This window comes from Thalassospira sp. SM2505 (genome assembly GCF_054901115.1).
Genome location: NZ_CM142731.1, coordinates 2,369,178 through 2,386,906 on the forward strand (window position 1 = coordinate 2,369,178; position 17,729 = coordinate 2,386,906).

18 protein-coding genes and 1 riboswitch are annotated in these 17,729 nt (G+C 53.6%); of the genes, 8 read left to right on the plus strand and 10 right to left on the minus strand.

All coding sequences use genetic code 11. The features are described from left to right. Positions 1–5: 5 nt before the first annotated feature. Together ACTU44_RS10995 and ACTU44_RS11000 are read left to right on the plus strand one after the other, a co-directional pair. Positions 6–731 (plus strand): SAM hydrolase/SAM-dependent halogenase family protein, encoded by a 726-nt coding sequence (locus ACTU44_RS10995; RefSeq protein WP_114097584.1) that lies wholly within the window; start codon positions 6–8, stop codon positions 729–731. A 109-nt stretch (positions 732–840) separates the two neighbouring features. After that, positions 841–1,665, plus strand: a complete 825-nt coding sequence (locus tag ACTU44_RS11000; protein ID WP_114097585.1) for an MBL fold metallo-hydrolase — start codon at positions 841–843, stop codon at positions 1,663–1,665. 74 nt (positions 1,666–1,739) lie between these two features. Here ACTU44_RS11000 and ACTU44_RS11005 read toward each other — a convergent pair whose 3' ends face one another. From ACTU44_RS11005 to ACTU44_RS11020, 4 genes are all read right to left on the minus strand, one after another. After that, positions 1,740–3,275 (minus strand): arylsulfatase, encoded by a 1,536-nt coding sequence (locus ACTU44_RS11005; RefSeq protein WP_114097586.1) that lies wholly within the window; start codon positions 3,273–3,275, stop codon positions 1,740–1,742. A gap of 213 nt (positions 3,276–3,488) precedes the next feature. Beyond that, positions 3,489–4,181 (minus strand): OmpA/MotB family protein, encoded by a 693-nt coding sequence (locus ACTU44_RS11010; RefSeq protein ID WP_114097587.1) that lies wholly within the window; start codon positions 4,179–4,181, stop codon positions 3,489–3,491. Between the two features lie 11 nt (positions 4,182–4,192). Then, positions 4,193–4,987 carry a motility protein A gene (locus tag ACTU44_RS11015; protein WP_114097588.1) on the minus strand — a complete coding sequence of 265 codons (795 nt, stop codon included), beginning with the start codon at positions 4,985–4,987 and terminating at the stop codon, positions 4,193–4,195. A gap of 435 nt (positions 4,988–5,422) precedes the next feature. Continuing rightward, positions 5,423–7,135 (minus strand): methyl-accepting chemotaxis protein, encoded by a 1,713-nt coding sequence (locus ACTU44_RS11020; protein WP_462095394.1) that lies wholly within the window; start codon positions 7,133–7,135, stop codon positions 5,423–5,425. Between the two features lie 266 nt (positions 7,136–7,401). Here ACTU44_RS11020 and ACTU44_RS11025 point away from each other — a divergent pair, with 266 nt between their 5' ends. The 5 genes from ACTU44_RS11025 (at position 7,402) to ACTU44_RS11045 (ending at position 10,050) form a co-directional block, all read left to right on the plus strand. After that, positions 7,402–7,665 (plus strand): hypothetical protein, encoded by a 264-nt coding sequence (locus tag ACTU44_RS11025; RefSeq protein ID WP_114097589.1) that lies wholly within the window; start codon positions 7,402–7,404, stop codon positions 7,663–7,665. Between the two features lie 236 nt (positions 7,666–7,901). After that, positions 7,902–8,135, plus strand: a complete 234-nt coding sequence (locus ACTU44_RS11030; protein WP_336080671.1) for a hypothetical protein — start codon at positions 7,902–7,904, stop codon at positions 8,133–8,135. 162 nt (positions 8,136–8,297) lie between these two features. After that, positions 8,298–8,825 (plus strand): adenine phosphoribosyltransferase, encoded by a 528-nt coding sequence (locus tag ACTU44_RS11035; protein WP_114097590.1) that lies wholly within the window; start codon positions 8,298–8,300, stop codon positions 8,823–8,825. 114 nt (positions 8,826–8,939) lie between these two features. After that, positions 8,940–9,386: a hypothetical protein gene (locus ACTU44_RS11040; protein ID WP_462095395.1), complete on the plus strand. Its 447-nt coding sequence runs from the start codon at positions 8,940–8,942 to the stop codon at positions 9,384–9,386. 121 nt (positions 9,387–9,507) lie between these two features. Further along, a complete protein-coding gene (locus tag ACTU44_RS11045; RefSeq protein WP_114097768.1) occupies positions 9,508–10,050 on the plus strand; it encodes a Panacea domain-containing protein in 543 nt (180 codons plus the stop codon). An 18-nt stretch (positions 10,051–10,068) separates the two neighbouring features. Here the strand turns inward: ACTU44_RS11045 and ACTU44_RS11050 are convergent, their stop codons facing one another. After that, positions 10,069–11,112: a ChaN family lipoprotein gene (locus tag ACTU44_RS11050; RefSeq protein WP_462095396.1), complete on the minus strand. Its 1,044-nt coding sequence runs from the start codon at positions 11,110–11,112 to the stop codon at positions 10,069–10,071. Between the two features lie 33 nt (positions 11,113–11,145). Beyond that, positions 11,146–12,300, minus strand: coding sequence for a trans-sulfuration enzyme family protein (locus tag ACTU44_RS11055; protein WP_336080674.1), 1,155 nt, complete (start codon positions 12,298–12,300; stop codon positions 11,146–11,148). 92 nt (positions 12,301–12,392) lie between these two features. Here ACTU44_RS11055 and ACTU44_RS11060 point away from each other — a divergent pair, with 92 nt between their 5' ends. After that, the gene (locus tag ACTU44_RS11060) at positions 12,393–13,706 is read left to right on the plus strand and encodes an NAD(P)/FAD-dependent oxidoreductase (protein WP_114097593.1); all 1,314 of its coding nucleotides are present in this window, start codon (positions 12,393–12,395) and stop codon (positions 13,704–13,706) included. Here ACTU44_RS11060 and ACTU44_RS11065 read toward each other — a convergent pair. The 4 genes from ACTU44_RS11065 to ACTU44_RS11080 all read right to left on the minus strand — a co-directional run bounded on the left by ACTU44_RS11065 (position 13,625) and on the right by ACTU44_RS11080 (position 17,621). Then, positions 13,625–14,776: an MBL fold metallo-hydrolase gene (locus ACTU44_RS11065; protein ID WP_462095397.1), complete on the minus strand. Its 1,152-nt coding sequence runs from the start codon at positions 14,774–14,776 to the stop codon at positions 13,625–13,627. The genes ACTU44_RS11060 and ACTU44_RS11065 overlap by 82 nt on opposite strands. A gap of 224 nt (positions 14,777–15,000) precedes the next feature. Then, positions 15,001–15,954 carry an ABC transporter substrate-binding protein gene (locus ACTU44_RS11070; protein WP_462095398.1) on the minus strand — a complete coding sequence of 318 codons (954 nt, stop codon included), beginning with the start codon at positions 15,952–15,954 and terminating at the stop codon, positions 15,001–15,003. Positions 15,955–16,032: 78 nt separating this feature from the next. Continuing rightward, positions 16,033–16,851, minus strand: a complete 819-nt coding sequence (locus tag ACTU44_RS11075) for an ABC transporter permease (protein WP_462095399.1) — start codon at positions 16,849–16,851, stop codon at positions 16,033–16,035. After that, positions 16,848–17,621 (minus strand): ABC transporter ATP-binding protein, encoded by a 774-nt coding sequence (locus tag ACTU44_RS11080; protein ID WP_462095400.1) that lies wholly within the window; start codon positions 17,619–17,621, stop codon positions 16,848–16,850. The genes ACTU44_RS11075 and ACTU44_RS11080 overlap by 4 nt, the downstream gene beginning before the upstream one ends. Continuing rightward, positions 17,612–17,723, minus strand: a riboswitch (TPP riboswitch). (Overlaps the previous gene by 10 nt.) Positions 17,724–17,729 lie beyond the last annotated feature (6 nt).

The window sequence follows — 17,729 nt, forward strand, 5'->3', positions numbered from 1 at the left end:
GAAAGATGATCTTTGTCTTTAGTGATTTTGGTGTGATCGGTCCCTATAGCGGAACCATGCGCTCGGTTGTAATGCGCAACGCACCTGATATTGCCATATGTGATCTGATGCTTGATGCGCCGGATCGAAATCCCAGGGCATCAAGTTATCTTCTTGCCGCACTTGGTCGAGAATTCAAACCCGGTGATGTGGTTCTGGCGGTTGTTGATCCTGGGGTTGGCAGTACGCGCAAGGGGCTTGTGGTCACGGCAGACGGGGTGACCTATGTCGGACCGGATAACGGTTTGTTTGAAATGATCATTCGCCGGGCGGAAGACGTCACAGTGCGATGCATCGACTGGGAACCGGAAACACTTTCAGCAAGTTTTCATGGCAGGGATATTTTTGGCCCGGTGGCGGCAATGGTTGCAACCGGGCAGGATTTTGCCAGCCATGTCTTGCCATCAGATCAGCGATATGACGACGCACAAGACTGGCCCGATGCGCTGGCCGAGGTCATTTATATCGACACATACGGCAATCTGATGACCGGTCTTCCGGCGCAAAATAGTGAGATTAAACTGCGCATTGGTGATCGCATGGTTACGGCCGCGCGTACATTTTCCGATGTGCCCTTGGGGGAACCATTTCATTACTGTAATTCGATCGGTCTTTGTGAAATCGCAGTCAATTGCGGACGGGCCGATCAGGTTTTTGAAGCACAGATCGGGATGCCGGTCAGCGTGCAATAGTCATGTTTCCACAATCCTTGATTGGTTTGTGGGAATAAAATGCTATCTTTCAAGGATGTTACAGAAGTGATCCGTATCGAACTGTCAACGGATGGACGGGGTCTATTGAATGTCGATTGAGGTTAAGTTCTGGGGAGTTCGTGGAAGCATTGCCTGTCCGTCACCCGATCATGTGGTGTATGGCGGCAATACGAGCTGCCTTGAAATGCGGATCGCGGGAAAGGTTCTGATCTTCGATGCCGGAACCGGCATTCGCAACCTTGGCAAGGATCTGATCCGCCGCAAGGTGACCGAAGCCACGATCTATCTGACCCATACCCATTGGGACCACATTAACGGGTTCCCGTTTTTTGTGCCGGCCTATAACCCGAAGGCGTCCTTCAGGGTGATGGCCGGGCATCTGACCGATCAGGGCGGCGTTGAACGCGTTTTCTCGGCCCAGATGGCAAATCCGACTTTCCCGGTGCCGCTTTCTGCCATGCAGTCTAAATTGACATTCGAGGATTTCGCCGTTGGTGATGACTTGCATCCGGGCGAGGGGATCGTGATTAAAACCGCCCCGCTGCGTCATCCCAACGGGGCGACAGCCTTTCGTGTCGAATATGGCGGGCAGGCTGTGTGCTTCGTAACCGATACCGAACATGAACCGGGAAAACCCGACGAGATCATTCTGGATTTCATTCGGGATGCCGATCTTGTGATTTATGACAGTACCTATACCGACGAGGAATTCCCGCAAAAGGTCGGGTGGGGGCATTCGACCTGGCAGGAAGGAATACGGTTGTGTCGAGCGGCAAATGCCAAGCGTCTGGCGCTATTCCACCATGACCCGGACCACAATGATGCCGATATGACTGTCATTGAGCAGCAGGCAAAAGCAATGTGGTCAGGCGCATTCGCCGCCCGTGACGAGATGGTGTTGCGGATCGAATAGGCGACATTGTGACGGGAATGAACAGGATGAAAAAAAACACCGCGCATAAAGCGCGGTGTTTTTGTGTCGACGGCTTAACGTTTACTGCCTTGCTGCATGTCGTTGACAATCTGGTCAACATCGACCGAGAAGCTTGCCTGTCGTGGCGGGTAATCTTTGAATGATGCAAAGAACTGGTTGACCACTCCGATTGCCGGGGCAAGGGTCCATGACCGGTTTTCCTGCCATTCATCAAAGCCGCGTGCTTCGTGGAATCTCTCGAACGGATCAAGTTTCAGGTTGGTGATCAGCGGGCTTGTCAGATTGTTGGCAACGCCGTTGAACCATTTGTCCTGATCTGTAAACAGGAACTTCCAGTCGCCATAGCGCAGACCGTGGAATTTGGTTTCGGTGAAATAGAAAAATTCCTTGCGCTTGGTTGGGCCGGCTTGGGTGATCAGGTCAGTCTGGTCGTAACCGTCAAGATGAACCCGGTATTTCTGATCGCCAATCTTGTATCCGTCGAGAAGCTTTTCCTTCAGATCCTTGTCGCCAAGTTGCGACATGATCGTCGGCACCCAGTCTTCCATTGTCATGAATTCGCCAGTGGTGGTACCGGCCGGAATTGTACCTGGCCATTTGACCGCCATCGGCACGCGGAAGCCACCTTCGTAACCGCCAACACCTTTTTCACCGCGGAACGGCTGGTTGCCGCCATCCGGCCAGCTGTTTGATGCCGCACCATTATCGGTCGAGAACATCACCATCGTGTTGTCCGCAATGCCAAGTTCATCAAGAAGATCAAGGAGTTCTCCGACATCGTCATCCAATTCCTTCATGCCATCTGCATAAAGGCCATATCCGGTGACGCCATCATAATCCTTGCTTAGATTGGTGCGGTAATGCATCCGGGTGGTGTTGTGCCAAACGAAAAACGGCTTGTCTTCGGCAACTGCGTCGCGAATGAACCGCTTGGATTCTTCAAGAACTTCCTGATCAAGCGTACGTTGCCGTTCGCTTCCGAAATTTCCCAAATCTTCAATGGTCTGGGATCCGTCTTCCTGATGAAGAGAATGGATGATACCGCGCTGGGCAATCTGTTCGGCAACTTTGGTGCCTGTCGGGTAATCATATTGTTCGACATATTCACCAGCATTCAGATGATAAAGAATGCCATAGAACTCGTCGAAGCCGTGGTTGGTTGGCAGATGTTCGTCACGGTCGCCAAGATGGTTTTTCCCAAACTGCCCGTTTCGATAGCCCTGCGCACGCAACATTTCGGCAAGGGTCGGGTCTTCGGATTGCAAACCGATGTCAGAGCCGGGGATGCCAACGGTACTTAGGCCAACGCGCATCGGGTACTGACCTGTAAGAAAGGCTGCACGTCCCGCGGTACAGGAAGCCTGGGCATAGTGATCCATGAACAACATGCCATCATTGGCTATCCGGTCGATATTGGGGGTGCTGCCACCCATCATGCCACGGTGATAGGCGCTGATATTCCACATGCCGACATCATCGCCCCAGATGACCAGAATGTTCGGCTTTTCTGATTTTGGCGCATCCTGGGCCTGAGCGCATAACGGTGCGATCAGCGCTAGGGCTGTCCAGAGTACTAGGCGTTTGCTCATGAGATCACCTGTCCATTCGTTGGTTGCGCATTCGCGGCCTCACAACTGCCTGGTTACAGCCTAGAACGTATGCTGTGGCGATGTGACGAGCTTATTAGGTAGGGAGTGATTTTGCCCGAGCACGGATCCCGCGATGAAACTGATACACCTCAAAAGTGTATTGTTCGACCACCGGATGGGCAAGTTTAATTATTATAAACCCGAAGTTTGGTATCAGAAGACGCGTGAGTATTTCGGGAAAACACGGATCTCGATGCGGCGGTTTGCCTCACGATTTTCTGCGATAGGGTTGCCGGAATCATCGCGGTTTGGAAGTTTGGGTTTGGTGTCGCCATAGGAAATGGCGCGCATCCGTTTCTGATCGGGATCAACGCCAAGGGCAGAAAAGAACCGAACCACTGCAATTGAACGTCCCGCCGCCAATTCCCAGTTTGACGGAAAACGCGGGGAACTGATCGGGGTATCATCGGTATGCCCGGTCACTTCAATCTGGAAACCCAGATAGCGCGGTTCCTTAAGCAGGTCGGCAACATCCTTGAGAAACAGGACAGCATCCTTGGTCAGGTTGGCTGAACCCGGCTGGAAGAACGAGCCGCTGCCCATTTCCATCAGAATGCCTTCATCATCCGTCGAAACATTGACCGCACTGTCCATCGCCATGTTGAAGACGACGTCTTTGAGATCGGTTTCCAGAACCTGTGTCGGGCGGACAATATCGCGTTTGCCGATTTGCTCAGCAATACCGGCTTGCACCTTTTCAAAGACCGGCAACTCAACCTTGGAAAAGCTGACCAGCATGACAAAGAAGGCCATCAGAAGGGTGATGGCATCGGCGTATGTGGCAAGCCAGTCTTCGTTGACTTCTTCTTCTTCGACCTTGGGGATTTCCCGTCCGCGCCGTGCCATGATGGTGTTCCCTACTTCGCAGATTTGTCGATATTGAAGTGGATCGCAGGATCGAGGAATGAATTCATCCGGTCCTGAATGGCGCGGGGGCCCTTGCGATCGGCCAGCATGATCAGGCCTTCGGCTATCAGGTAATTGCGAAACCGCATGATTTCTTCGCGTTGCTGGATCTTGCTTGCAGCAGGCATGAAAAAGAACCGGGCCGCAACAATACCGTAAAGGGTCGTGATCAGTGCAATCGCAAGACCGGCCCCGAGCGATGTCGGATCATCTGCCATCTTGTCGAGCATGATCACCAGACCAACCAGCGTTCCGATCATCCCGAATGCCGGGGCCGCAGCCGCCATGCTTTTGAGGATCGAAACCGGCACAAGGTTGCGGTTAAAGGCATTATCGATGGCGTTGTGAAGCATTTCGGCCACTTCATCACCATTATAACCGGTAATGATCACTTCCATCGCCCAGCCAAGAAACGGCTCGTCCTTGCCGACACGCTCTGCTTCCTGTTCCAGGGCATTGATGCCCTTTTTCTGCAGCAAATAGCCCCATTTGACGACGCGGCCGACTTCGCCGGTCAATTGTCCGCGGCCCATTTGCGGGGCACGGAAAATCTTGAAAATCAGTTTTAATGCAAGCAGTACATAGCGCGCCTCATAGGCAATAAAGGTCGCGGCAAGCGTGCCGCCAACCACCATCAGTGCGCTCGAAAGGCTCAAGAATACAAGATAGTTATCGGTCGAAATAAAGATCGACCCGACAAACAATCCCAAACCAACCATAATGCCTAATATCGTCGTAAACGACATTGTTCCCACAATCCCCCGGTGTCGTCATGGTCGGGCTTTTTACATGAAATCACCCAGCTTTATAATTAATCTATTAGTTTTTACGTAAGAATAGGACCCCAAAAGCTTGAAGTCTGGTTAATGCTACGCCCGGTAAAGCAAAAAAGCAGGGGTTATGCCGGTGGTTGATGCGGGCTGATGTCCGGATTTTGTCTGAATGCAGGGAACGCTGATCTTGTCGATAGCGCTTGTCTACTACCTGACTCGTTCCGGCAAATAGTGTCCCTGAGTGGCATAACCATAAAATGAAGTTGGCAATTTGTCTGCCCCGAAATAAGCAAGTGGCACCGCCGTCCTGTACCTGCCGGGGCAGCAAGGCGGGCATCCAAATGAAAAAAGCCTGCTACAAGCAGTAGCAGGCTTTTTTGGGCAGCTGTTTCAAATGGAAACTGCAAATCACGTCGTTCGGATATCGACAAGGAACCGGTCAACTTCAGAACGCAGGTTATCCGACAAGGTCCCAAGTTCGCGGGCTACATCAAGAACCAGATGGGCCGCCTCATCCGTATCGGCAACCGTGTTGCTGACACGTTCGATGTTGCTGCTGACTTCCTGGGTGCCAATTGCCGCCTGTTCGACATTCTGGGCAATTTCATCAGTGGCTTCGGCCTGTTCGCCAACAGCGGTGGAAATGGTATTGGCCATCTCGGTGATGCGTGAAATCACCGCAGAGATATCGCCAATAGATGTGACGGTTTTACCTGTTTCTTCCTGAATGGCGGTGATCTGTTCGGCGATCTCGTTGGTGGCGCGTGCGGTCTGGTTGGCAAGGTTTTTGACCTCGGCTGCGACCACGGCAAACCCTTTGCCGGCTTCACCGGCACGGGCGGCTTCAATTGTCGCGTTCAGAGCCAAAAGGTTGGTTTGTCCGGCGATATCGCTGATCAGGGCGACAATTTCGCCAATCCGGTTTGCAACTTCGGACAGACCCTGAACAGTTTCCGACGATTGCTCGGCTTCACGTGATGCTTCGGCGGCAACCTGTGTGGATTGCTGAGCCTGTTCGCCAATGCGCGAAATCGATTCAGACAAATGATCGGCGGCATCGGCAACGGTGCGAACATTGACCGTCGCCTGTTCGGATGCTGCGGCAACCGTGGTTGCGCTTTTGCTTGCCCGGTCAGCGGATTCAACCAGCCCGCTTGCGGTTGACTGCATCTTTTGGGCTGAACTTGAAACGGCACTGACGATCTTGGCGATCACGCCCTCGAACTTGCCGATGTGACGTTCCAGGCTTTTCATCCGTTCGTCCCGGCGATGCGATTCTGCCTGTTGTTCTGCTTCCATCTGCTTTTTGGCGATGGCGTTGGTGCGGAAAATGTCCACCGATTGTGCCATGCGCCCGATTTCGTCGTGACGGGTCAGGGCATTGATTTCGAAATCGGTATTGCCTTCGGCAAGGGCGGTCATGTCCCGTCCAAGGTCAGACAGGGGGGCTGTCACAATGCGCGTAAGCAAGACGCGCATGCCGATGATGGTCGCAAGGGCAATGGCCAGACCGCCAATCACGATGCCGATCAGGATATTGTTGGTTTTCTCACGTTCCGGGGCAACCGACAGGCTCGATGACAGAACGGCAATGACGTCACCTTTTTGCGCATCCATTGCGCCATGGCAACTAAAGCAGACTTCACGTTCCGCGCCCTTGGTTTCACCAAGGATAATCGGCATCGACATACGATAGGTGCCATTTTCCGTATAGCGCCCGATAAGTTGGCCGGTTTCAATTGCTTCGATGTCGATCTCGTCACGCGGGGCCTTGATCGGTTTGTCGCCATATTCCTTCATATAGGCTTGCGTAGTGGGGCCCCAGGCGGACCATAGTTCTCCAGGATAATCACCATTACGGCTGTCAAACCAGTTGTTGAAAACCTGAATACCGATGTCGTCGGCATCATCGGGACGGGCGGCCATAACATTGACAATCAGAGCATGAAGCGAGGTCAATTCATTCTCGCTCAGCTGTCGCAATTTGCTATCCATCGCTTTTTCTTCAACGATGGTCATCATCAACAGAGAAATAATGACAGTCGACGTAACACCGAATGCGGATGCCCACATAAAGCGCTTGCGAATACCCATGGCGTTGAAGGCAGACAGAATTTTCATGTTTCTTCCCCGGTGCGGTGACGGAAAGCAGCTTTTTGCATCAGCCGGTTTCGCGTTGTCCTGAATCGGTAAAACAATGCATGATCGTGAAAGTTGCGCCTTGATATGACTCAAGTCGATCTTCATATCGGGTCGTGTGTCTGATCTAGTTTACATTGTATCGGGGATTATCTTGCAACAAAACAGACAGTAGCGGGCTTGTTTCTGGCCGGTGGAACGGGCATAACCACGCCAATAATGACATTTGAATGAAACAGGATTGCCTTATGGCGCTTTCATATAGTGAAACCCGCAAAAAGCTTGATCAGATCACAGCCGAAATGTTGGGGCTGATCCGCAAATATGATCTTGATGCTGCCAGTCCGTTTGATGTGATTGAGGTCGCGCGCACCAAGATCTCTGATCAGAACGACTATATCCGTTTCCTTGAGCTGTCGCTTGAAGGGCGGATTTATGGTGAATATGGTGATGCCTTGCAAAAGCAGATCGACGAAGAAGCCAAGGCACAACAGGCCAAACCGCTGAACTAGGTTTGCCACTTGTCGCCTGCGTGAAATGAAATAACGGTTCGTTTTCAAACATGAAGACGAGCCGTTTTTCAATTCGGGCACCCTGTCACAAAATCTTCCTGATCTTGTCACCGTCGTGCAGTTGAGTAGCCATGAAGTTCGGACTATATGGCTGCTGTAAAAGATGCACCGAAAAAGGTGTGTTTCTTTCGCAAGACACAACCCGCGAAAGTCCAACGAGCAACAGGATGGCTGACATGAAAAAGAGTTATGTCCAAACTCTGATGGAAGTCGAAAAAGTATTCGGTCAGATCAATGACCATGATTTCCGCCTTTACCGTGCTGTCTGGGGCAATCGTCAGGCCGCCCAGACCGGTTTGCCGCGTGGCACGCGTGCTGAAATCAGCAAGAAACTTGCAAATGATTTTATCGCACTGGGTAATTCAAATCACCGCACCCATCTTCGGGCGTCAGCACCGCACGCTGCCTGAACGCATTCGCGCGTTCAGGGTTTCCGGGCATATGACCCGATGAGACTTGCCAATCCGGCAGCTTTCAGGCATCAAGTGTCGCCGTATGTACAACGGGATTCTGATATTCAGGGACCTCGTTGATTGTTGCGAAAACCACCTGAAAGCTGGCCGGAGTATTCCATGTCGATTAAGTCGTTGATCCGTACCATTCCTGATTACCCGAAAAAGGGGATCATGTTCCGCGACATCACGACACTGTTCGAGGATGCTGACGGCCTGCGAGACGTCATTGACAGCTTTGCCGCCGAATTTCAGGACAAAAAGATCGACATGATCGCCGGGATCGAGGCACGCGGTTTTGTCATTGGTCCGGCTGTCGCACTTGCACTGGGTGTCGGATTTGTCACCATCCGCAAAAAGGGCAAATTGCCTGCGGAAACCATTGGTGTTGAATACGAACTTGAATATGGCTCTGACGTGATTGAAATCCACAAGGATGCAATCAAGCCGGGCAGCCGTGTTCTGGTCATGGATGATCTGATTGCGACGGGCGGCACTGCACTGGCAGCGATTGAACTGATTGAAAAGGTCGGGGCAGAAGTTGCTGCCTGTGCCTTTATCATTGATCTGCCTGACCTTGGCGGCGCAAAGAAAATCCGTGATCGCGGCGTCGAGGAATTCCATCTTGTCGAATTTGAAGGCGACTAAACATACGCCTTTGTGACGGATTTTCGAAATTCCTGCCTTTTCCCATTATCTTGATGTATAATGCATGGGTTGAATTAGGTTTCACTCATTGCCGTGATATGGCAGGAAAAGGAAATGCTTACACCGGTTCAGACAGCACAGACAGTCTCACAGGTCAGCCAGTATGGCCGACTTGCGGCGGCCGGTGCGCGCGGTGTATCGACAGTTGACCGCAGTACGCAGGTCGAAGAATCCTCGCAGCATTATACCTATAACCCTGATGATGACGGGATTTTGTTCAACGCCTATGTGGACGGCAAGAACAAGCGTCAGCCGGGGCAGGGCAATCCGGGTGAACAAAAGGACCAGCGCGCCGAACAGCGTCATCTTTCAGCAGCAAGGCGTTCCAGTGACCGCGAAGGGGCCGTTGATGCCGCCACCGATCAGGACTTTGCGTCCATGCTGGACCCGTCAATTCCCTTTGATCTTTCCGCCAATAGCGGCACATCGTTCTATGCATTGGTCAATGCGGTGGCCCATGGTTATGGCATGCGTGGAACCCGGCTTGATGCATCAGTCTAGGCAGATCGTTTGACTTTGTGCCGATCTTTTCGAAATTTCCCAAATCTCTGTGCGGATGCTTGTTGGCATATGCCAATGGCCTTATGATGGCTGATATTTCCGTCAGACCATCGGGCCAAGCATGAAGAACAAGCCGGTTCTCAGTACAGTTTTCGAAGCTGCTTTCAGATTTATCGATCTCGCGCTGAACGATAATGAATATTTGCAGCCACAGAAATTGCATCGCCTTCTGTATCTGGCGCAGGCCTATTACGGGGCGAATTATCACGGCAATATGCTGATGCCCGCCATCTTCGTTGCCGAGGAATTCGGACCGGTCGAACCTAACCTTTATGCGGTGATGGAAGAAAGCCGTCCTGACGTGCGTCTAAAGGCCATTGATCCCAAAACGTCCCATTTCCTTGAAAGCATCTGGTCGCAATTTGGCCATCACACGGTCGAACATCTTAGCATGACCGTGCGCAACCATCCGCCCTTTACCAAGGCCTATAAGGAAGGGATCGGAACGATCATTCCCTTTGACGAACTGGTTGAGTTCTATGCGTCTGTTCGCAAAACGGCGACGACCCCGGAGGCAAAGGAAGTCGTGCGCCCGCGTGTCATGCGCTCGCACAAGGGCAAACCGGTTGCGACCACCGACTGGCTTCCACGCCGCATCAAATAACCTGAAATTCTGTCTGGTTTATTGCCCGGCTGTCATATCAGCACAGGGATCCTTGCGCAGGATGTCGTTAGTAAACCACAGGAAATCAATATCGTTGGGATTCCCGAAACGCTCAGCATAGCCTTGCGGTTTTGGCGGATTGTCACTTGGATCATCCGCTTCTATCAGGCTGACGACGGCAATTTCATTCGGGGGCAGGTCAGGTTCAAACCGGGCAAGGTGCCAGGGAACGGCAATCGTGTTACGCACATGCATGGCACCGGCAATCAAAAACGCACCGTCAGATCCCTGTAAGGCAGCTGCATCGACCATTGCGCGGGCAAGTGACGCATCACGCGCAAACTGTGCTGTTGCGAACCCGTCGAGCATGCTTTCGGGCAGCGCATTGCAATGACTTTCTGCCATCTCGACGCGAAACCGGGTCAGGATATCCTCGGGCATTTCAGGCAGATCAAGCTTTGTCGCCAACTGATCGGGCAGGGCTGAGACGCCATTCGAAATGAGTGGCCGCAAAAGATCGTCCGGCAGATTGCCTGCGATCATTTTCAGATCATTATCGCGGGCGACCTGGGCAATCGGGGCATAGTCATGCCATGACGGCCAGCCGCGCTCTTCCCAATCGAGTTCCTGCCCCAGATCAAGAACCGGCACGTCCTGCCACTTCTGATCAAGAGAAGCCTGTTGGTCGCGGGTAAACATTTCCCAGACCACAGCTCGGTGGCGCTGATCGGATTTGCTCAGTGCATCAATCAGGTGGGACTGATGATGGTGATGAACCGGATTGTCATGTTTCTCGCCGATCAGAACATATTTCCGATCTGACAGCCGACGCACCAGTTCGTCAAACATGATGTATTCACCAGCCAGAAGATCAAATATCAGACCGGGTGCCGGGGGCAGGGCATTGATATCTGTTTCGTGCTGATGTGGTTTGCCATTTGTATCGTGGGCGGCAAGCTGGCCGGGTGCGATAACCGCAAACAAACCCGATGCCACCGCCAACACGCACACATTGCGTCGCATTGTTGCTGTGTAAAACCTTTGAACAGGTTGTTGTGACATCGGGCAGGTATTCCAGTTTGAAAACGTTATGGCTTACTTGCTTAACCGCAAGGCCGTTTCCAGGTCGTTAACAAGATCTTCTGCATCTTCAATCCCGACCGACAAACGCAGCAAATCAACCGGAACCGGGCTGGTCGGACCTTCGACAGATGAACGATGCTCGATCAGGCTTTCAACACCGCCAAGCGATGTTGCACGCTTGAACAGTTTGCACTGGTTATGGAAATCGACCGCACGCTTTTCACCGCCCTTAACACGCAGCGAAAGCATCCCGCCAAATCCGCCGGTCATCTGTCTTTTCGCAACTTCGTGACCGGCATGGCTTTCAAGGCCGGGATACTGGACCTGCTCGATTTCCGGGTGGTTTTCGAAATGCTTGGCAATCGTCATGGCATTGGCCGATGCCCGTTCGACACGGATCGCAAGGGTACGCATCCCGCGCAACAGAAGCCACGTTTCAAATACGCCCAGAACCGCACCACCCGATGCATGCTGTTTGCAGACGCGCTGCCAGAATTCATTGTTCGATGCGGTGGTCAATGACCCGGCCAGAACGTCACTATGACCGTTAAGGTATTTGGTGGCTGAATGCATGACGATATCAGCACCAAAATCAATCGGGCGGGTCAGAAGCGGCGTGGCAACCGTATTGTCGACGACAACCTGTGCACCGGCCTTATGGGCCAGTTCGGCAACGGCGGCGATATCGGTAATCTGCCAATCCGGGTTTGCCGGGGTTTCAAGCCAGACAATCTTGGTTTTGCCGGCAACGATATGTTTGTCCCACTCGGCAATGTCGGCATTATCGACAAAGTCAAACGACAGACCCGCACGCACACCACTTTCAAGCATGAAGCTGCGCAGCGCCCAATACATGACCTTGGGGGCGACAACATGATCGCCGGGGCTCAACGCATGAATGACCGCAACTGCGGCAGCCATCCCAGATGCAAACAGACGGGTTTCAACGCCACCTTCAAGGGTATCCAGTACCTCGCAGGCCTGATCATAGGTCGGGTTATCCGCGCGCGTATAGCAACGCCCGTCATGATAGCTCAGATCGGTATTGCGCTCGAACGTGGTCGATGGATAAAGCGGCGGGGTTACAGATTTGGTTGCGGCATCGACCCAGCCCAGTGCCTGGGCGGTGATGGTGGCTGGTTTCTGTTTTTTTGCATGATCAGACATGGTGGCTACCTGATTTGGTTGAGATTTATTGGCGCGCAACATAACTTGGTTCGCGCCACACACCAAACTGTAATCCTGTTTAGGGTCCCCACATGACGAAATACCCCGAAATCGAACTGCCCAAGGAATGTGACGTCGTTGTTATTGGCGGCGGAATTCATGGCGCATCCAGTGCCTATTACCTGACCAAGGCGGGCATGAAAGTCGTCCTTCTGGAAAAGGATACGATTGCATCCCATCAGTCGGGCCGGGCATGGGGCTTTGTGCGTCAACAGGGACGCGATCCGGTTGAACTGCCATTGATGATCGAATGCAATCGCATCTGGCAGGGACTGGAAAAGGAACTGGATACCGATCTTGAATGGCGTCAGGGCGGGGTTCTGTTTGTCGCGCGCGATGACGCGGAAATGGCGGACTACGAACAGTGGATCGAAGATGCCAAGGGATTTGAAATCGAAACCCAGGTGCTGTCCCCCAAAGGGGTCGAGAAAATCACGCCCGGCATCACCACTCCGGGAGTTGGGGGCATCTACACCCCATCCGACGGGCAGGCCGAACCCAAAAAGGCCGCACCGGCAATTGCCAAGCGCGCCAGTGAAATGGGGGCCGTGATTGCCGAAGGATGCGGTGCGCTTTCGATTGAAACAACGGCTGGTGCGATCAGTTCGGTCGTGTCGGAAAAGGGCGAGATCAAATGCAAATATGTGATCTGTGCCGCAGGTGCCGCCACCCATAAATTCGTTGCCAAATTTGGCCGCAGGCTTCCGCAGCAAACCACACGTGGCACAGTCATCAGAACAACGCCGGTTCCCGATATCTCGGCGGCTGGAACGCTTGCCGCCGGTCTGGCATTTCGTCAGCGCACCGACGGTTCTATGAATATTGCCGACGAATTCATGACTGATATTGATCTGACACTGGGGCGCTTCAAATATGCCAAGGCGTTTGCACCGGGGCTTTTTGATAACTGGGCGACCTTCAAGTTCCACTTTAACAAGCGGTTCTTTGACGATCTTGTCGACCGGATGCCGGGATCAGAGGCATCGAAACAACCGATGATCGGACGCCGCACCAATCAGGCGGAGCCCTATAAGGTCCGCGTCAGCAACGCGATGGCCAATCTGCAAAAGGTCTTTCCGCAGATCAAGCAGGTCGGCATTGTCGATAAATGGGCCGGTGACATTGATGTCACGCCGGATGCGGTACCGGTGATTGATCAGTTCGACAACCCGAAACACTTCTTTGTCGCCACCGGTTTCTCTGGCCACGGATTTGCCATGGGGCCGGTCGTTGGCAAGGTCTTGGCCGACTGGATCACCACCGGTCAGCCATCCATCACCCTTGCCGGTATGGAACTGTCGCGCTTTGAAGATGGTTCGGTCCGTCGTCCGCGCACACGCGTTTGATTTTCAGGACCAGATGGTTGTGCCGGGGCCACTGTTTTGGCGGCTTGTGGCGTGGTTGTCTGGTCCTTTGCCATTCTGCCCTCAAAAAACCGGGTCGCGCCAATCGGCGGAGCGATGAAATCATCATCCCCAAGTCCGGCACGTTTAAGCGCGGATGCCAGTCGGACGGGCGGCTCATCAACCGGTTCAGCGGTCAGAACAAATGTGCCCCAGTGAATGGCAAGGGCCTTCTTGACGCCCATGACTTGCATGATCTGAACCGCTTCTTCGGGATTGCAGTGGGAATTGCGCATGAAATCGCGCGGGTCATAGGCCCCGATCGGGATCAGGCCAAAGTCAATACCGCCATGGATTTCGCCCATCTCGGTATAAAGGGCTTCGTTCCACCCGGTATCGCCAACAAAATAGAACCGGTAGCCATCCCCGAATTCAAGGATGTAACCACCCCACAGCATTTCCTTGCGGTCCTTGGTTGTGCGGCTTGACCAGTGGTTGGACGGGACATGGGTGATTTTGACATTCCCATGCAGGATCGTGTCATCCCAATCCATCTCGCTATAACGATCAGGCGTAACGCCCGCCTTTTCAAGCAAGGCACCATTTTTAAGCGGCAGGATATAGCGTGGCGCATTGCCAAGTGCGGTCAGGCTGGCGACATCGAAATGGTCATAGTGATTGTGTGACAGCAACACCAGATCAAGTTCAGGCAGCTGATCAATGCTTAAACCCGGTTGGCTGTATCGTTTTGGACCAACCCGTTTAAAAGGCGATGCCCGATCCGAAAAGACCGGATCGGTCAGAATGTTAAGCCCGCCATACTGGACAAGAACAGTGGCATGACCGACCCATGTGACCTGCAGACGCGCCGGGTCGGGATTTTGAATGGCGTCGTGGTCGGGGACTTCGGTCGGAATTTTGCCGATCTGGTGCTTTGCCTTGGGCCAATTGTCATTGCCAAGAAACCGCCGCCGCAAGAACCGCCAGAAAGACCGTTTGACCGGATCAGGCAGGGGATGACGGTTTTCAAAACCGGTTTCGGTATGGTGATCGGGCTTGGTTCTGATTTGCACGTGGCTGTCCTGACGCAAAATGGCCTGACGAAAAACGGAAGACACATGATCTTTGCGGCATGTGCAGGTGACCATAAGGTAAACGTCAAACAGACCATTGCAAGTGAAAGGCCGGAACGAGGGGCGCACGTTCCGGCCTTCCGGTTTGGTCTGCACATGCGGATATACAGACCAATGCTTCCGCATCCACCGGGAAAGCGCTGCGGAAGCAGGGGGCTTGTTGGTTATTCGATCACGGTGGCGTAGGTTTCAAGCGCCGGGCTTTCCTTGATCAGGCCCTGTTTGACCATGTAATCGGCAAAACGGGCATAGCGTGCCTTGTCCAATGCCGCCGGACGCAGGGCAAAACGCGGCAGGGTATCTGCCCATGCCTTGATATTGAGTTCATCATCAAGGTTCGGATAGGCCGCGATAAAGGCCTTCCAGCTGTCATCGGGATGGTTGATCAGATATTGCACGCCTTCTTCGAGGGCGGCCAGCATCCGGGCAAAGCGCGGATCATCGATCTTGTCGTTTCGCACGGTCAGGATCAGCTCGTCATAGGGCGGAACGCCTTCTTCCTCGACATAAAATGCCTTGCCCGGTTTACCTTCGATTTCCATCTGGTTGAGTTCGAAATTGCGATAGCCGCCAATAATGGCATCGACCTGACCGGAATAAAGCGAAGGCGACAGCGAGAAGTTCACATTGATCAGCTCGACATCATCCATCGATACTCCATGATTGCCCAGCATGGTGCCAAGCAACGCATCTTCAAACCCGGCCAGAGAATAGCCGATTTTCTTGCCCTTAAGATCGGCAATCTCCTTGATCGGACCGTCTTTCAGGACGATCAGGCTGTTAAGCGGGGTGGCGACCAGCGTGCCGATACGCGTTAACGGCAATCCTTCGGCGGCCTGAACATGAAGCTGGGGCTGATAGTTAACGGCAACATCGCCCTGACCGGCAGCGACAAGGCGCGGCGGGGCTGAGGGGTCGCTTGGTTCGATCAGCTCAACATCAAGGTCATGCTTGTCAAAGAAGCCCTTTTCCTTGGCGACGATCAGCGGTGCGTGATCGGGGTTCACGAACCAGTCAAGAAGAATGACCAGCTTGTCTGCGGCAAAGGCGGTTGAAGACGTTCCAAGAACAATTGCGCCCAGTGCGGTCGCGGTGATCATGGATTTAAGGCGTGACATGGATGAACCTCCGTAAGATGCGCCAGATTATAAGTATGAGGATTTAAACCGCAGCCAATCTGGCGGCGGGGAATTGTATTACCGGGCCGGTTTCAGGCTGTCGGGCTGCCAGGGCAGGGCGGCGCGCAGGATGCAATCAACAATGAAATATTGCGTGATCGAAAAAGCGCACAGGATCAGAAGACAGGCAAAAACCATATCAATCTGCACCCGGGCATTGGCATGCAGCATCAGATAGCCAAGCCCGTGGCTTGAACCCACCCATTCGCCAATCACAGCGCCAATCGGGGCGACGGCGGTGGCCACCCGGAACCCCGAAGCAAAGGCCGGAAGGGCTGCAGGCAAACGGATATGGGTCAAAAGCCGCCAGCGACTTGCCCCCATGGTGCGTGCCAGATCAAGCCATCCGGTTTCGGTGCGTGCCAGCCCGTCAAAGAAGGCCACGGTGACCGGGAAGAAAATGATCAACGCGGCCATGGCGATTTTGGATGCCAGGCCAAAGCCAAGCCAAAGGACGAGAAGCGGGGCAAGCGCAAAGAATGGAATGGCCTGGGACACCAGAAGGATTGGCATCAACCAGAACCGTACCGGTGAAAACAATGCCATCGGAATGGCCGCCAGCGTGCCAAGAGCTGCCCCGGCAAACAGGCCGATCACGGTTTCCGCAATCGTATAGCGGGCGTGATCAAACAGAACATCATGCCGGGAAATCAGGGTGTTCCAGACATCTGCCGGGGGCGGCAGCATGTATTTCGGCGCACCGGTCATAATGACCAGCACCTGCCATGTGGCAATCAGGGCAACAACAATAATCACCGGTCGCGCAAGTTTGAGCCAGCGACGTTCTGACAGCGGGATTGATTTTGCATTGGTATGAGGATTGTTTTGACTGCTCATAATGCGATCTCCGCACCCAGTTGACGCAGCAATTCGGCCTGCTTTGCCAGAATGTCGGGATCAGCAATCTCGCGCGGGCTTTGACCGCTTGGCATGATGGCGTCCTGAAGGGTGGCCGGGGTCCCTGAAAGGACGTGAACATTATCGCCAAGCCGCAACGCTTCGAGCGGATCATGGGTCACAAGCAGAACCGTCTTGCCGCGCAGTACCCGTGCGGCCAGTTCCTGCAAACGCAGGCGGTTGACCGGATCAAGGGCGGAAAACGGTTCATCCATCAGGACAACCGGACGATCTTCCATCAGGGTACGGGCAAGGGCTGCGCGCTGTTTCATCCCGCCCGAAAGTTTTGCCGGACGCAGATGTGCGGCATCCGTCAGGCCAACTTGTCCAATGAGTTGTTCGGCGCGCTTATGATCTGGCCGCTCGCCACGAAGGACCGCGCCCAGTTCGACATTCTCGCGCACGGTGCGCCAGGGCAAGAGCAGGTCCTGCTGCGCCATATAGGCAACGCGGTTCTTAAGGATTTGGCCGTCCGAACAGGTGATATTGCCGCTAACATCGCCTTCGACCAGACCGGCGAGGTAGCGCAAAAGCGTGCTTTTGCCAACACCGCTTGGGCCAAGCAAACAGGTAAAGCTTCCGGCCTTAAGGGTCAGGTCAAGGTCATGGAAAATATCCGCGCTGCCAAAGGCCACACGGGCACCGGACAGGTGAACATCAAATCTGGTTGGATTTTGCGTCCCGACGGACGTTTGTTCTGTGTTGCGCATTCGATCCTTCCTACGCCGGTCTTAACCGGTTCAGGTTCAAAGGGTCGTTCGGCAACACCGAACCTCTCAGCCAATTCACGATCGGCCCCCCCGGAGATGACGGGACTA

Excerpts from the sequence above, each read along its gene's own strand:
- ACTU44_RS10995 (WP_114097584.1), top strand. The coding sequence starts at position 6 with ATGATCTTTGTCTTTAGTGATTTTGGTGTGATCGGTCCCTATAGCGGA.
- ACTU44_RS11000 (WP_114097585.1), top strand. The coding sequence starts at position 841 with ATGTCGATTGAGGTTAAGTTCTGGGGAGTTCGTGGAAGCATTGCCTGT.
- ACTU44_RS11005 (WP_114097586.1), bottom strand. The coding sequence starts at position 3,275 with ATGAGCAAACGCCTAGTACTCTGGACAGCCCTAGCGCTGATCGCACCG.
- ACTU44_RS11010 (WP_114097587.1), bottom strand. The coding sequence starts at position 4,181 with ATGGCACGGCGCGGACGGGAAATCCCCAAGGTCGAAGAAGAAGAAGTC.
- ACTU44_RS11015 (WP_114097588.1), bottom strand. The coding sequence starts at position 4,987 with ATGTCGTTTACGACGATATTAGGCATTATGGTTGGTTTGGGATTGTTT.
- ACTU44_RS11020 (WP_462095394.1), bottom strand. The coding sequence starts at position 7,135 with ATGAAAATTCTGTCTGCCTTCAACGCCATGGGTATTCGCAAGCGCTTT.
- ACTU44_RS11025 (WP_114097589.1), top strand. The coding sequence starts at position 7,402 with ATGGCGCTTTCATATAGTGAAACCCGCAAAAAGCTTGATCAGATCACA.
- ACTU44_RS11030 (WP_336080671.1), top strand. The coding sequence starts at position 7,902 with ATGAAAAAGAGTTATGTCCAAACTCTGATGGAAGTCGAAAAAGTATTC.
- ACTU44_RS11035 (WP_114097590.1), top strand. The coding sequence starts at position 8,298 with ATGTCGATTAAGTCGTTGATCCGTACCATTCCTGATTACCCGAAAAAG.
- ACTU44_RS11040 (WP_462095395.1), top strand. The coding sequence starts at position 8,940 with ATGCTTACACCGGTTCAGACAGCACAGACAGTCTCACAGGTCAGCCAG.
- ACTU44_RS11045 (WP_114097768.1), top strand. The coding sequence starts at position 9,508 with ATGAAGAACAAGCCGGTTCTCAGTACAGTTTTCGAAGCTGCTTTCAGA.
- ACTU44_RS11050 (WP_462095396.1), bottom strand. The coding sequence starts at position 11,112 with ATGTCACAACAACCTGTTCAAAGGTTTTACACAGCAACAATGCGACGC.
- ACTU44_RS11055 (WP_336080674.1), bottom strand. The coding sequence starts at position 12,300 with ATGTCTGATCATGCAAAAAAACAGAAACCAGCCACCATCACCGCCCAG.
- ACTU44_RS11060 (WP_114097593.1), top strand. The coding sequence starts at position 12,393 with ATGACGAAATACCCCGAAATCGAACTGCCCAAGGAATGTGACGTCGTT.
- ACTU44_RS11070 (WP_462095398.1), bottom strand. The coding sequence starts at position 15,954 with ATGTCACGCCTTAAATCCATGATCACCGCGACCGCACTGGGCGCAATT.
- ACTU44_RS11075 (WP_462095399.1), bottom strand. The coding sequence starts at position 16,851 with ATGAGCAGTCAAAACAATCCTCATACCAATGCAAAATCAATCCCGCTG.
- ACTU44_RS11080 (WP_462095400.1), bottom strand. The coding sequence starts at position 17,621 with ATGCGCAACACAGAACAAACGTCCGTCGGGACGCAAAATCCAACCAGA.